Annotated in this window: 13 protein-coding genes and 1 tRNA gene; 11 read left to right on the top strand and 3 right to left on the bottom strand. The window is 64.9% G+C overall.

Annotated features, from left to right (window positions below; translation table 11 throughout):
* Positions 1–16 precede the first annotated feature (16 nt).
* Positions 17–93, bottom strand: a tRNA-Arg gene (locus JQ580_RS00575).
* Between the two features lie 224 nt (positions 94–317).
* On the bottom strand, positions 318–1817 hold the full coding sequence (locus JQ580_RS00570) for an ATP-binding protein (RefSeq protein ID WP_212277823.1): 1500 nt from the start codon (positions 1815–1817) through the stop codon (positions 318–320).
* A 366-nt stretch (positions 1818–2183) separates the two neighbouring features.
* On the opposite strand from JQ580_RS00570, the gene rpmH reads away from it, so the two are divergent.
* The 11 genes from rpmH to dapE all read left to right on the top strand — a co-directional run bounded on the left by rpmH (position 2184) and on the right by dapE (position 11714).
* On the top strand, positions 2184–2318 hold the full coding sequence (gene rpmH, locus JQ580_RS00565; protein WP_008542748.1) for a 50S ribosomal protein L34: 135 nt from the start codon (positions 2184–2186) through the stop codon (positions 2316–2318).
* A 28-nt stretch (positions 2319–2346) separates the two neighbouring features.
* A complete protein-coding gene (gene rnpA / locus JQ580_RS00560; RefSeq protein WP_212277822.1) occupies positions 2347–2742 on the top strand; it encodes a ribonuclease P protein component in 396 nt (131 codons plus the stop codon).
* A gap of 16 nt (positions 2743–2758) precedes the next feature.
* Entirely contained in the window at positions 2759–4609 is a 1851-nt protein-coding gene (gene yidC, locus JQ580_RS00555) for a membrane protein insertase YidC (RefSeq protein WP_212277821.1), read from the top strand.
* Between the two features lie 154 nt (positions 4610–4763).
* Positions 4764–5417 carry a ribosome biogenesis GTP-binding protein YihA/YsxC gene (yihA, locus tag JQ580_RS00550; RefSeq protein ID WP_212277820.1) on the top strand — a complete coding sequence of 218 codons (654 nt, stop codon included), beginning with the start codon at positions 4764–4766 and terminating at the stop codon, positions 5415–5417.
* Complete coding sequence (locus JQ580_RS00545) at positions 5417–5782, top strand: DUF423 domain-containing protein (protein WP_212277819.1); 366 nt, start codon at positions 5417–5419, stop codon at positions 5780–5782. The genes yihA and JQ580_RS00545 overlap by 1 nt, the downstream gene beginning before the upstream one ends.
* Positions 5783–5980: 198 nt before the next feature.
* Positions 5981–6868, top strand: a complete 888-nt coding sequence (argB, locus tag JQ580_RS00540; RefSeq protein WP_094976433.1) for an acetylglutamate kinase — start codon at positions 5981–5983, stop codon at positions 6866–6868.
* 182 nt (positions 6869–7050) lie between these two features.
* Positions 7051–8037 carry a DUF1036 domain-containing protein gene (locus JQ580_RS00535; RefSeq protein ID WP_212279165.1) on the top strand — a complete coding sequence of 329 codons (987 nt, stop codon included), beginning with the start codon at positions 7051–7053 and terminating at the stop codon, positions 8035–8037.
* A gap of 13 nt (positions 8038–8050) precedes the next feature.
* Positions 8051–8743, top strand: a complete 693-nt coding sequence (locus tag JQ580_RS00530) for a pyrimidine 5'-nucleotidase (protein ID WP_212277818.1) — start codon at positions 8051–8053, stop codon at positions 8741–8743.
* Positions 8744–8929: 186 nt separating this feature from the next.
* Entirely contained in the window at positions 8930–9775 is an 846-nt protein-coding gene (dapD, locus tag JQ580_RS00525) for a 2,3,4,5-tetrahydropyridine-2,6-dicarboxylate N-succinyltransferase (protein WP_212277817.1), read from the top strand.
* 125 nt (positions 9776–9900) lie between these two features.
* A complete protein-coding gene (locus tag JQ580_RS00520) occupies positions 9901–10551 on the top strand; it encodes a DUF805 domain-containing protein (protein WP_212277816.1) in 651 nt (216 codons plus the stop codon).
* Positions 10548–11714 carry a succinyl-diaminopimelate desuccinylase gene (gene dapE / locus JQ580_RS00515; RefSeq protein ID WP_212277815.1) on the top strand — a complete coding sequence of 389 codons (1167 nt, stop codon included), beginning with the start codon at positions 10548–10550 and terminating at the stop codon, positions 11712–11714. Before JQ580_RS00520 ends, dapE begins: the two co-directional genes overlap by 4 nt.
* A 132-nt stretch (positions 11715–11846) precedes the next feature.
* Here the strand turns inward: dapE and truA are convergent, their stop codons facing one another.
* Complete coding sequence (truA, locus tag JQ580_RS00510; RefSeq protein WP_212277814.1) at positions 11847–12584, bottom strand: tRNA pseudouridine(38-40) synthase TruA; 738 nt, start codon at positions 12582–12584, stop codon at positions 11847–11849.
* Positions 12585–12592 lie beyond the last annotated feature (8 nt).

Genomic DNA, 12592 nt, shown 5'->3' with positions numbered 1-12592 from the left:
ACCTTTCATCGAAGAATGGCGCGCCCGGAACGATTCGAACGTCCGACCCTCAGATTCGTAGTCTGATGCTCTATCCAGCTGAGCTACGGGCGCGTTTTTCGCGAACAGTGCGGGCCTGAGCCCGCAGGCAGCCTCCGGACAGCGCCGGAGGGGTGCGAAAGAGCGCTCTGACTAACCGCTCTTGCTCCGGTTGGCAAGGTCCGGGACCGGGAGATTTTGCAAGGAGATGACGGTTTTGGTGTCATCCCGGAATGGCCCGCCGGGTCAGCCCCGGAATGACGCAATCCGCGGGCGGGCTAATGTCGGCCTCCGGCCGACTACGCCCTCTGCCGCTCGTTGCGGACGGAAAGCAGTTCCACGGGGCGGTCGGGGATGACGATTCGGAAGGTGGCGCCGATGGTGCCTTCGACGAGATGGATGTCGCCGCCATGGGCGCGAACCAGCTCGGCGGCAATCGCGAGGCCAAGGCCGCTGCCGCCGGGGCGGCCGGAGGTCTGGAACGCCTCGAACAGATGAGCCCGGGTCTTCGGGGGGACGCCGGGGCCGGTGTCGGAGACCTCGAGAATTGCGACCGCGCCCTCGCGTTTTCCCGTGATCCGGATCTGCTGGACCCCGCCCTCCCCGGAAGCGTGACTTTCCAGCGCCTGGGCAGCGTTGCGGACGAGGTTGAGCAGCACCCGAAACAGCTGATCGGGATCGGCATCGACCGCGAGCCCGCGATCGATCGCGGAGACCCAGGCGATCGAGGCATCGTTGGCGAGGCCCGCCGTCTCGCGCACTTCCAGCACCACAGGCTCGATGAGGATCATGCGCCGGTCCGGCGCGGCTTCCTGGGCGCGGCCGTAGGACAGCGTCGATTGGCAGAAGGCGATGGCACGCTCGAGCGAACGCACGAGCTTCGGCGCAAAGCGCTGCACCCGCGGGTCGGGCACGCTGGCCAGCTGATCCGACAGCAGCTGGGCCGAGGCCAGCAAATTGCGCAGATCGTGGTTGATCTTGGACACGGCGAGGCCGAGGGCGGCGAGCCGGCTCTTCTGATGCAGCATCGACATCAAATCGCGCTGCATGTCCGATAATTCCCGCTCGGCGACTCCGATTTCGTCACTGCGCTGGCTCGGCACGATGATCCGCGCCGAGCTTTCGGGGTTTTCGTGGAAGCCGACCAGGCTCGCGGTCAGCCGCCGCATCGGGCGCACGAAGAGATAATGAAGCGCGAGATAGACGAGGCCCGCGGTCAGCGCCGCGATGATCAGCGCGACCACCACGACGTTGCGGGAGAACCGGTACATCTGCTGCCGCAGCGGCAGCTCGTCGGTGACGATCTCCATGAACTGGGCATTGCCGACGCCGGGCCCGACGATGCGGATGGCCTGGTTGCCGGTCTCCAGCATCATCCGGAACGAGCCGGTGATCGCCTCCCACGCCGTCATGTCGCGCAGGTCGATGTCGTGCTCGATGGCGGCCGGCAAATTGTCGCTGGCGAGCAACCGACGCTGCTGGCCCATCTTGATGGCGACCGCGCGGGCGTTGATGCTCTTCAGGATCTGGCGCGACAGCGAATCGGGAACCATGCCGAGCGGCGCCGCATCGAGCACCAGTGCCGCGGTGTTGGCGGCGGCGACACGGTCATTCAGCCGGTTGACCCAGAAGTTGGCGATGGCCGGCACATAAAGCAGGCTGGCTGCGATCATCACCAGGGGAATGGTGAGCAGCAGCAGCTTGCCAGACAGCCCGAGCCCGCGCGTCCCGCGACAGCGCATCGCCGGCTGGTCCTGCAGATCCTGATCCTGGATCGGCTGGGGGTCTGTCGCTGCCACGAAATACGCCCTCGCTGCCTCTGGCGGGTGAAGGATCCGGCGGGTATCAAGATGCGGCCCGCCCCCGATCCGGTCAAATTACGGATCGCTAATCTGCCGAGGTGGGATGTAAGCGTTGATATGGCCAGTCGCCACCTCAAGGGCTAAAAACCCCGCACAAACAGCGATATTCACCGGAATCGCGCGCTTGTGCGGCGTTGACGAAAACAAGGCGCTCGCTTATAAGCCGGCCAAATTGTCCGCGATGACCCGGTGTGACGCCGGGAGCGGCTCTCTTGGGGCCGAAAATGGCCCGTTTGGGGCCGCATCTTCCGGGCTTTACCTTCAATTCTACAGGCAAATTGCCCGGTCAGCGGAGAAAAACCCGTGAAGCGGACTTATCAACCCAGCAAACTGGTGCGCAAGCGCCGTCACGGTTTCCGTGCTCGTCTCGCCACTGCCGGCGGTCGCAAGGTTCTGGCCGCCCGCCGCGCCCGCGGCCGCAAGCGTCTGAGCGCCTGAGCCGGACCCTCTTTTCCGGGATTTCATCATGGATCGGCTGAGGCAGCGGGCGGATTTCCTCGCCGTTGCCAATGGCGCGCGGGTGAACAGTCCCGCGTTCGTCCTGCAAAGCCGGCTCCGTGACGACGGCGGTCCGATCCGGATCGGCTTCACCGTTACCAAAAAGAACGGCAACGCCCCCGCGCGCAATCGCATCCGGCGCCGGCTTCGCGAACTGGTGAAGCGGCTCGATCCGGCGTCGATGCAGCTCCATCATGATTATGTCCTGGTCGGCCGAAGGGACGCGCTCTCGCGCGACTTCGCCACCATGCTCGACGATCTGCGCATAGCGTTCACGAAGCCCGCGCGGCATACGCACAAGGGGCGCGGCCCGAAACGCGTAGGGCCCGGCCCCGTCCCAGCTGCCAGCCGCAAACCGGATTGATGACGAGACAACAGTGATGACCGACAATCGCAATACCATCCTCGCCGTCATTCTGTCGGGCCTCGTCCTGATCGCCTGGCAGTATTTCTACAACGTGCCGGCGATGGAGAAGCAGCGCGCCCTGCAGCAGACGCAGGCTGAGCTCCAGAAGGGCACGCCGCAGCCGACCGCATCTGCAACGCCGGGCGCCGCGCCGGCCGGCGGCGGCGCGCAGCCGTCGTCGACCCCGGGCGTGAACCAGCAGGCCCAACCGGTCGTCGCCCGCGACACCGCGATTGCCGCCAGCCCGCGCGTGAAGATCGACACGCCGCGCATCGTCGGCAGCCTCTCGCTGAAGGGCGGCCGCATCGACGACATCGCGCTGGTGCAATTCCGCGAAACGGTCGACCCGAAGTCGCCGCCGATCATCCTCTATTCGCCCTCCGGGACCGCGGAGCCCTATTACGCCGAGTTCGGCTGGGTGGCCGCGACGGGCGTGACCGCGAAGATGCCCGATGCCCAGACCGTCTGGCAGCAGGACGGCAGCGGCAGCCTGACGCCGACGACGCCGGTGGTCCTGAAATGGGAAAACGGCGATGGCCTGACCTTCCGCCGCACCGTTTCGGTCGACGACCATTATCTCTTCACCATCAAGGACGAGGTGAGCAATGTCGGCAATGCGCCGGTTACGCTCTATCCGTTCGCGCTGATCTCGCGACACGGTGCGCCACAGGTCTCCGGCTACTACATCCTGCATGAAGGCCTGATCGGCTATCTCGGCGACGAGAAGCTGCAGGAATATGCCTACAAGAAGATCGACGAGACCAAGCAGGTGAACTTCAAGGTCACCAATGGCTGGCTCGGCATCACCGACAAATACTGGGCCTCGGCCCTGCTGCCCGACACCAACGCGCAGCTTCAGGCGCGGTTTTCCTCGAACCCCTCCGGCAATCTTCACACCTACCAGACCGACTACCTGCTCGACCCCGTCACCGTCGCGATCGGCGGCACTGCGACCGCGAACGCGCGGCTGTTCGCCGGCGCCAAGGAAGCCGGCGTGGTCGGCGTGTTTCCGTTCGCCGGCCTCGGCGGCTACAACAAGGAGCTGGGGCTGAACCATTTCGATCTCTTGATCGACTGGGGCTGGTTCTACTTCATCACCAAGCCGATGTTCCTCGGCCTCGACTTCTTCTTCCGCTTCTTCGGCAATTTCGGCATCTCGATCCTGCTCGTGACCGTGATCGTGAAGCTGCTGTTCTTCCCGCTGGCGAACAAGTCCTACGCCTCGATGGCGAAGATGAAGTCGGTCCAGCCGCAGCTCGCGGCGCTGAAGGAACGCTACCCCGACGACAAGGTGAAGCAGCAGCAGGAGATGATGGAGATCTACCGCAAGGAGAAGATCAATCCGGTCGCCGGCTGTCTTCCCGTTGTGATCCAGATTCCGGTGTTCTTCTCGCTGTACAAGGTGCTGTTCGTCACCATCGAGATGCGGCACGCGCCGTTCTTCGGCTGGATCAAGGACCTCTCCGCGCCGGACCCGACCAACCTCTTCAACCTGTTCGGACTGATCCCGTTCGATCCGACCACGATCCCGGTGTTCGGCCACTATCTCGCGCTCGGCATCTGGCCGATCATCATGGGCATCACGATGTGGTTCCAGATGAAGCTGAACCCGACGCCGCCGGATCCGACGCAGCAGCTGATCTTCAACTGGATGCCGCTGATCTTCACCTTCATGCTGGCGGGCTTCCCGGCGGGTCTCGTGATCTACTGGGCCTGGAACAACACGCTCTCGGTGCTCCAACAGAGCTACATCATGCGTCGCAACGGCGTGAAGGTGGAGCTGTTCGACAATCTCAAGGCGACGTTCGCGCGGAAGGCGACGTAGCTATCAGGCAGGTGCCCGCCCACATATTGCGGGCACGATGCTTCCAAGTCGTCATGCCCGGGCTTGTCCCGGGCATCCACGTTTTGAAAGCTAGCTCCGTGAAGACGTGGATGGCCGGGACAAGCCCGGCCATGACGCGAGGATAGACTTTCAGATGACAGACAAGTCAGACGACAAGCTGATCGAGGCCGGGCGCAAGCTGTTCGCGCGCGACTGGCAGTTCATCTGGGCCTCGCCTTCGATCGAGACGCTGCCGCCGATGGCGGGGCTGGAGGTCGCCTTTGCCGGGCGCTCCAATGTCGGCAAGTCGAGCCTGATCAACGCGCTGACGGGGCGCAATGCGCTGGCGCGCACCTCGCATACGCCGGGCCGCACCCAGGAGCTGATCTTCTTCGAGGTCCCCGGCAAGACCGATTTGCGGCTCGTCGACATGCCCGGCTATGGCTACGCGAAGGCGCCGAAGAGCCAGGTCGCGTCCTGGACCGAGCTGATCCACAAATTCCTGCTGGGGCGCGCCTCGCTCGCGCGCGTCTACGTGCTGATCGACGCGCGCCATGGGCTCAAGGACGTCGACCTCGAGGTGCTCAAGACGCTCGACCGCTCCGCAGTCAGCTACCAGGTCGTGCTGACCAAGGCCGACCAGGTAAAGGCCTCCGATCTGCAATCGCGCATCGCCGAGACCGAGGCCGCGCTCGCCAAGCATCCGGCTGCGTTCCCGAACGTGCTCGCGACCTCGTCGCGCAGCTCGACCGGCATGGAGAGCCTGCGCGCAGCGATGGCGAAACTGCTGGAAGAGCGGGCCTCGTAATGATGGCACAGCGCCTGCTGATCGGGCTTGCCGGCTTGATGGGCGCCGCCGGCGTCGCGCTGGCCGCCGCCGCCGCTCACGGTGCAGATGCGAGCCGGCTGGCCTCCGCCAGCGCGATGCTGCTGTTTCACGCAACTGCCATACTTGGCGTCACGTCGCTGCTCGCGCGCGGCCTTCTGCACGGCGGAATTGGCCTGATCGGCGCGTTCGGCTTCGTGATCGGCGCCGCGCTGTTCGCGGGCGACCTCACCTTGCGGCAATATGCCGGGCACTCGCTGTTTCCGATGGCGGCGCCGACAGGTGGAATGGTGATGATTGCGGGCTGGCTGGCGGTGAGTGTGGCGGCGGCGGCGGCGAGGAAGTGACGCTCTTCTCCCCTCTCCCCTTGCGGGAGAAGGTGGCGCGAAGCGCCGGATGAGGGGTCTCCAACCGCAGGTGTGCTCGCGGACAGAGACCCCTCACCCGTCTCGCGCAAGGGGAGAGGGGAAGAACATCGCTTTGCGCTGCCCCCGCCAATCGGATAGAACGCAGGCCGCTCCAGTCCCGCCAGCGAGATCCGCGACATGACCGACATCTCCCCGCTCGACCAGGCCCGCATCCTGTCCGAAGCGCTGCCGCACATGCAGCAGTATGACGAGGAAACCATCGTCATCAAATATGGCGGCCATGCCATGGGCGACGAGGAGACCGCGAAGAATTTTGCCCGCGACATCGTGCTCTTGGAGCAGACCGCGATCAATCCTGTCGTGGTGCATGGCGGCGGGCCGCAGATTGCGACCATGCTCAAGCGCCTCGGCATTCAATCGGAGTTCGCGGCAGGCCTGCGCATCACCGATGCCGCGACCATCGAGATCGTCGAGATGGTGCTTGCCGGTTCCGTCAACAAGCAGATTGTCGGCTACATCAACGAGGCCGGCGGCAAGGCCGTGGGTCTGTCAGGCAAGGACGCCAACATGGTGAAGGCGTCGAAGACGACGCGCACCATCATCGATCCCGGCTCGAACATCGAGAAGGCGATCGATCTCGGCTTCGTCGGCGACCCCGAGAAGGTCGACCTCACGCTGCTCAACCAGCTGATCGGCTACGAGCTGATCCCGGTGCTGGCGCCGCTCGCGACCTCGAAGGAGGGCCAGACGCTGAACGTCAACGCCGACACATTTGCCGGTGCGGTTGCCGGCGCGCTGAAGGCCAAGCGGCTGCTGCTGCTCACCGACGTGCCCGGCGTGCTCGACAAGTCGAAGAAGCTGATCCCGCAGCTCTCGGTGAAGGACGCGCGCAAGCTGATTGCCGACGGCACCATTTCCGGCGGCATGATCCCGAAGGTCGAGACCTGCATCTATGCGCTGGAGCAGGGCGTCGAGGGCGTCGTCATCATCGACGGAAAGATGCAGCATGCCGTGCTGCTCGAGCTGTTCACCAACACCGGCACGGGAACGCTGATCCACAAGTGATGAAGAGCTGGCCAACGAAAGCCGTCATGGCCGGGCAAAAGCGCGAAGCGCGCCTTCGCACAGATGTCCCGGCCATCCACGAGCTTTTGACCGGCACCAAGAAGGTGGATGCCCGGGACAAGCCGGGCCATGACGAGCGGAGAGTCCGGCAGCACGGTCGCTCGCCCCTCACCCGCTTCCTGATGACGCTGCCGGCCGCGGCCGTCTCCTTCGTCTTCTCCTCGGTGCCGGCCTTCGCCGATCTGAAGATCTGCAACCGGATGTCCTATGTCGTCGAAGCCGCGATCGGCATCGACGACAAGGCGGCGACCGCGACGCGGGGCTGGTTCAGGGTCGATCCCGCCACGTGCCGCGTGGTGGTGCAGGGCACGCTGACCGCCGACCGCATCCTGCTCAACGCCCGTGCGCTCGGCGTCTATGGCGCCTCCCCGATTCCGCAGAACGGCAGCGACATGCTGTGCGTGGCGCAGGACAATTTCGTCATCGCCGCGGCCCGGCAATGCCGCACCGGCCAGAGCCAGGCGGCCTTCACGCAAGTGACGCCGGCACAAGCCGCCGACGGCAACCTGATTGCCTATCTCGCCGAGGATTCCGAATATGACGACGAGCAGGCCCGCCTCGCCGGCATCCAGCGGCTCCTGGTGATCGCGGGCTACGATGCCGCGCCGATCGACGGCGTCGACGGGCCGAAGACGCAAGCTGCCCTGGCCGCGTTCCTGAAGAGCCGCGGATTGTCCGCGGACATCGTGGGCTCGCCGAATTTCTTCAAGACCATGATCGATGCGGTGCAGACGCCGTCCGCGACCGGCCTGACCTGGTGCAACGACACGGTGCACAAGGTGATGGCGGCGATCGCGACCGACGACGGCAAGACCGTGACCAGCCGCGGCTGGTATCGCATCGATCCCAAGACGTGCCTGCACCCTGATGTCACCGGCCAGCCGAAGCAGATCTTCAGCTTCGCGGAGGCCGTCGACGCCGACAACCGCGTCGTCAAGCTGAAGGACCGGCCGTTGAACTGGGGCGGCGACAGGCAGCTCTGCACGCGCGAGACCAAGTTCGAGACCACCGAGCAGACCGATTGCGGCGCGCGCGGATTCGCGGCGACCGGCTTTGGCGCTGTGGACATGTCGAGCGGCGGCAAGACGCTGCGCTTCGCGGTGCCGTGAAGGAAGATTTGCAATGAGCCAGCCCCGCACCTTTGCCCATGTCGACACCTGGGTGTTCGACCTCGACAACACGCTGTATCCGCATCACGTCAATCTGTGGCAGCAGGTCGATGTGCGGATCACCGAGTTCGTGTCGAGCTGGCTGCAGGTGACGCCGGCGGAGGCGCGAAAACTCCAGAAGGATTATTACCTGCGCTTCGGCACCACCATGCGCGGCATGATGACCTTGCATGGCGTATCCGCCGACGACTATCTCGCCTACGTCCACAAGATCGACCATTCCCCGCTGGAGCCGAACCCGGCGCTTGGCGAGGCCATCGCAAGATTGTCGGGGCGCAAGCTGATCCTGACCAACGGCTCGGTGGACCATGTCGATGCGGTGCTGGCGCGGCTCGGCCTGGCAACGCATTTCGACGGCGTGTTCGACATCATTGCCGCCGAATTCGAGCCGAAGCCGGCGGCGCAGACGTATCAAAAGTTTCTCGCCGACCACGCGGTCGATCCGACACGCGCCGCCATGTTCGAGGACCTCGCCCGCAACCTCGCCGTCCCGCACCAGCTCGGCATGACCACGGTGCTGGTGGTGCCGGATGGAACGAAGGAGGTGGTGCGGGAAGACTGGGAGCTGGAAGGCCGGGGCGCCGCCCATGTCGATCACGTCACGGATGATCTGACGGGATTTTTGGCTGGGTTGTCTCCCAAGTAGCCGTCATACCCCGCGAAAGCGGGGTATCCAGTAATCATTGCTGTCTCGATTCATCACGACCGCTGCGGCGTCCTGGATTACCCGCTTCGCGGGTGATGACAGCGAAGCAAGCTTGACTCTCCCCCGTCAAATCCCGAAAAAGCCCCCAATCCGCGACAAGACCCGCCTTCTCCAGAGGAAATCCCGATGTCCCTTGCAGCCCTCGAATCCACCATCAACAGCGCCTTCGACGCGCGCGACGGCATCTCGACCGCGACCAAGGGCGAAGTGCGCGAGGCCGTGGATCAGGCGCTGGAGACCCTGGACAAGGGTGAGGCCCGCGTTGCCGAGCGCGGCGCCGACGGCAAGTGGAAGGTCAATCAATGGCTGAAGAAGGCCGTGCTGCTGTCGTTCCGCCTCAACGACATGGGCGTCATCAACGGCGGCCCCGGCCAGGCTAACTGGTGGGACAAGGTGCCCTCGAAGTTCGAAGGCTGGGGCGAGAACCGTTTTCGCGATGCCGGTTTTCGCGCCGTGCCGGGCGCCATCGTGCGCCGCTCGGCCTTCATCGCCAAGAACGTCGTGCTGATGCCGTCCTTCGTCAATCTCGGCGCCTATGTCGATGAGAGCACCATGGTGGACACCTGGGCCACAGTCGGCTCCTGCGCGCAGATCGGCAAGCGCGTGCACATCTCCGGCGGCGCCGGCATCGGCGGTGTGCTCGAGCCGCTGCAGGCCGAGCCCGTGATCATCGAGGACGACTGCTTCATCGGCGCCCGCTCGGAAGTCGCCGAAGGCGTGATCGTGCGCAAGGGGGCGGTGCTGGCGATGGGCGTGTTCCTGGGCGCCTCCACCAAGATCGTCGACCGCGACACCGGCGAGATCTTCATCGGCGAAGTGCCTGAATATTCGGTGGTGGTACCCGGAGCGCTGCCCGGCAGGCTGATGAAGAACGGCCAGATCGGCCCGAGCACCGCCTGCGCCGTGATCGTCAAGCGCGTCGACGAGCGCACGCGCTCGAAGACCAGCATCAACGAGCTGCTGCGGGATTGAGCTCTCAGCCTCTCCCCGTTCCTTGCGGGACGAGGTGACCGGCGGCGCCGGACAGCCTCGTCGAACCGCCTCTCCCGCCATTGCGACCAATCTTCGGGCGGCCGCTCCCGCCCGGAACCGCTCGCATGGACTGGACCTCGTACCTCTTCCGCTTCGACGGCCGTATCAACCGCGCCTTGCAATGGCAGGCGTTGCTGATCGTCGCGGTGCTGGCTGGCTTGCTCGGATTGATCAGTCAGGTGATCCACCTCCTCAGCGGGGACGGATTGTTGAAGCTATCCATCAAAGTTGATTTCGACTTCGGCCTGGACGACCTTTTCAAGCTGTTCGATCCCAGGCTTTATCGCTCGCTGGCATCCCTCGGCCGCACGGACCTGATCCTGAAGGCGTCAGGCCTGTCGCTGTTTGCATGGATTTTCCTGGCAACGGCCACCAAGCGGCTGCACGACCGCGACAAGAGCGGCCGGTGGATCATTCCATTCTTCCTCGCACCCGGCCTGTTCAGTCAGTTCTCGGATCTGCTGCCTGACTCCCATTGGGCCCAGTCGCTCAGCCTCACCGCCTCGACCCTGTGGCTGTGGGGATTCATCGAGCTGTTCATCGTACCCGGCACCGCGGGCCACAACCGCTTCGGCCCCGATCCGCTCGCCGACGTCGACGACGGCTCCGCATCCGTCGCTCCCTCTGCAAAAAGTTGGGACCAGAGCCGCGAGCTCGAAATTGTCCCGCCCAGCGCTAGCCCACCCGGCGGCATGCATGTTAAGCGGGGCTCATGACCGATGCTCTCTCCATTGCCCGCGATCTGATCCGCTGCCCCTCGGTAACTCCTGAAGATGCCGGCGCGCTCGGGGTCCTTGAAAAAGCCCTCGGCGCCGCAGGCTTCACCTGCCACCGCGTGACCTTCAGCGAACCCGGCACTGCCGACGTCGACAATCTCTATGCGCGGATCGGCAGCGAGGGTCCGCACATCACCTTCGCCGGCCATACCGACGTGGTACCGCCCGGTGACGAGAGCGCCTGGAGCGTCGGTGCGTTCTCCGGAGAGGTCAAGGACGGTGTCCTGCATGGCCGCGGCGCGGTCGACATGAAGGGCGGCATCGCCTGTTCGGTCGCAGCGGTCCTGGAGCATCTCGCCGCCAACGGCGGCCAGCCGCGCAGCGACGGCAAGGGCTCGATCTCGTTCCTGATCACCGGCGACGAGGAAGACGTCTCGATCAACGGCACCATCAAGCTGTTGAAATGGGCCGCCGAGCGCGGCGAGACATTCGACCATTGCGTGCTGGGCGAACCCTCCAATGTCGAGACGCTCGGCGACACCATCAAGGTCGGCCGCCGCGGCTCGCAATCCGGCACGCTGTACGTGGACGGCGTGCAGGGCCACGTCGCCTATCCGCATCGCGCCTCCAATCCGGTGCCTGACATTTCGCGATTGATCGTGGCGATTTCCGACGAACCGCTCGACCATGGCAGCGCGCAATTCCAGGCCTCCAATCTCGAATTCGTCTCGGTCGACGTCGGCAACAAGGCTTTCAACGTCATCCCCGGCGAGGCCCGTGCCAGGTTCAACATTCGCTACAACGACAACCACACCCAGGCGAGCCTGCGCGAATTGGTCGAGACGCGGCTGACAAAGGCCTGCGGCAATCGCATCAAGGCCCGCATCGTCTGGGAGCCCTCGAACTCCAACGTGTTCGTCACCAAGCCCGGCCCATTCACCGATCTCGCGGTGTCCGCGATCGAGGAGGTGACGGGGCGCAAGCCGGAGCTGTCGACATCAGGCGGCACGTCGGACGCGCGGTTCATCTCGAGCTATTGCCCGGTGATCGAGTTTGGGCTGGTCGGCCAGACCATGCACCAGGTCGACGAGCGCGTGCCGGTGGCCGATCTGGAGAAACTGACGAAGGTGTATCGGGGGATACTGACTAGGTATTTTGGGTAAGCGCTGTCGTTGCCAGGGATCCCGTCGTCGTGCCCGGGCTTCTCCAGGGCATCCACGTACTTCAGTCGCAGCAAGAAAGATCGTGGATGGCCGGAACAAGCCCGGCCATGACGGACGTAGCGGCATCAGGCGCTAATAATCCACCTTCATCAGATACAGCCCGTCCGGCGGGGCGACGATGCCGCACGCTGCGCGGTTGCGTGCGGCCAGCGCTGCGGAGAGATCGTCGGCGGTCCAGCGGCCTTCACCGACCCAGACCAGGGAGCCCACCATCGAGCGGACCTGGCTGTGCAGGAAGGACCGCGCCGAGGTGACGATGACGATCTCACGGCCATCGCGCTCGACGTCGAGCTGATCGAGCGTCTTCTCCGGCGACTTCGCCTGGCACTCGGTGTCACGGAACGTGGTGAAATCGTGCTTGCCGAGCAGGCGTTGTGCCGCTGCATGCATCGCATCGGCATCGAGCTTGCGCGGCACGCGCCAGGCGTGGCCGATGTCGAGCGCGAGATTGGCGCGGGTGTTGATGACGCGATAGCGATAGTGGCGCTTCACCGCTGAGAAGCGCGCCTCGAAACTGTCAGGCACGACCTCGGCTTCCAGCACCGCGATCGGATGCGGGCGCAGATGCGCATTGAGCCCGTCGCGAAACCGGCCCGGTGGAAACGGCTTGTCGATATCGACATGCGCGACCTGGCCCCGCGCGTGCACGCCGGCATCGGTGCGGCCGGCGCCGTGCACGCGCAACTCCGCGCCGGTCATCGCCTTCACGGCCGCCTCCAGCGCGCCCTGTACCGACGGCAGCGTGTCCTGCACCTGCCAGCCGAAGAACGGCGCGCCGTCATATTCGATGGTGAGCTTGTAGCGGGGCATCTCAATCC

This window comes from Bradyrhizobium sp. SZCCT0148, assembly GCF_018129985.1.
Classification (GTDB): Bacteria; Pseudomonadota; Alphaproteobacteria; order Rhizobiales; family Xanthobacteraceae; genus Bradyrhizobium; species Bradyrhizobium japonicum_H.
This window is presented reverse-complemented; position numbering and strand designations above follow the sequence as displayed.

Coding starts and splice junctions, on each gene's coding strand:
- yidC (WP_212277821.1), top strand. CDS start 2,759: ATGACCGACAATCGCAATACCATCCTCGCCGTCATTCTGTCGGGCCTC.
- rnpA (WP_212277822.1), top strand. CDS start 2,347: ATGGATCGGCTGAGGCAGCGGGCGGATTTCCTCGCCGTTGCCAATGGC.
- truA (WP_212277814.1), bottom strand. CDS start 12,584: ATGCCCCGCTACAAGCTCACCATCGAATATGACGGCGCGCCGTTCTTC.
- argB (WP_094976433.1), top strand. CDS start 5,981: ATGACCGACATCTCCCCGCTCGACCAGGCCCGCATCCTGTCCGAAGCG.
- JQ580_RS00520 (WP_212277816.1), top strand. CDS start 9,901: ATGGACTGGACCTCGTACCTCTTCCGCTTCGACGGCCGTATCAACCGC.
- dapE (WP_212277815.1), top strand. CDS start 10,548: ATGACCGATGCTCTCTCCATTGCCCGCGATCTGATCCGCTGCCCCTCG.
- dapD (WP_212277817.1), top strand. CDS start 8,930: ATGTCCCTTGCAGCCCTCGAATCCACCATCAACAGCGCCTTCGACGCG.
- JQ580_RS00545 (WP_212277819.1), top strand. CDS start 5,417: ATGATGGCACAGCGCCTGCTGATCGGGCTTGCCGGCTTGATGGGCGCC.
- JQ580_RS00535 (WP_212279165.1), top strand. CDS start 7,051: ATGACGCTGCCGGCCGCGGCCGTCTCCTTCGTCTTCTCCTCGGTGCCG.
- JQ580_RS00530 (WP_212277818.1), top strand. CDS start 8,051: ATGAGCCAGCCCCGCACCTTTGCCCATGTCGACACCTGGGTGTTCGAC.
- yihA (WP_212277820.1), top strand. CDS start 4,764: ATGACAGACAAGTCAGACGACAAGCTGATCGAGGCCGGGCGCAAGCTG.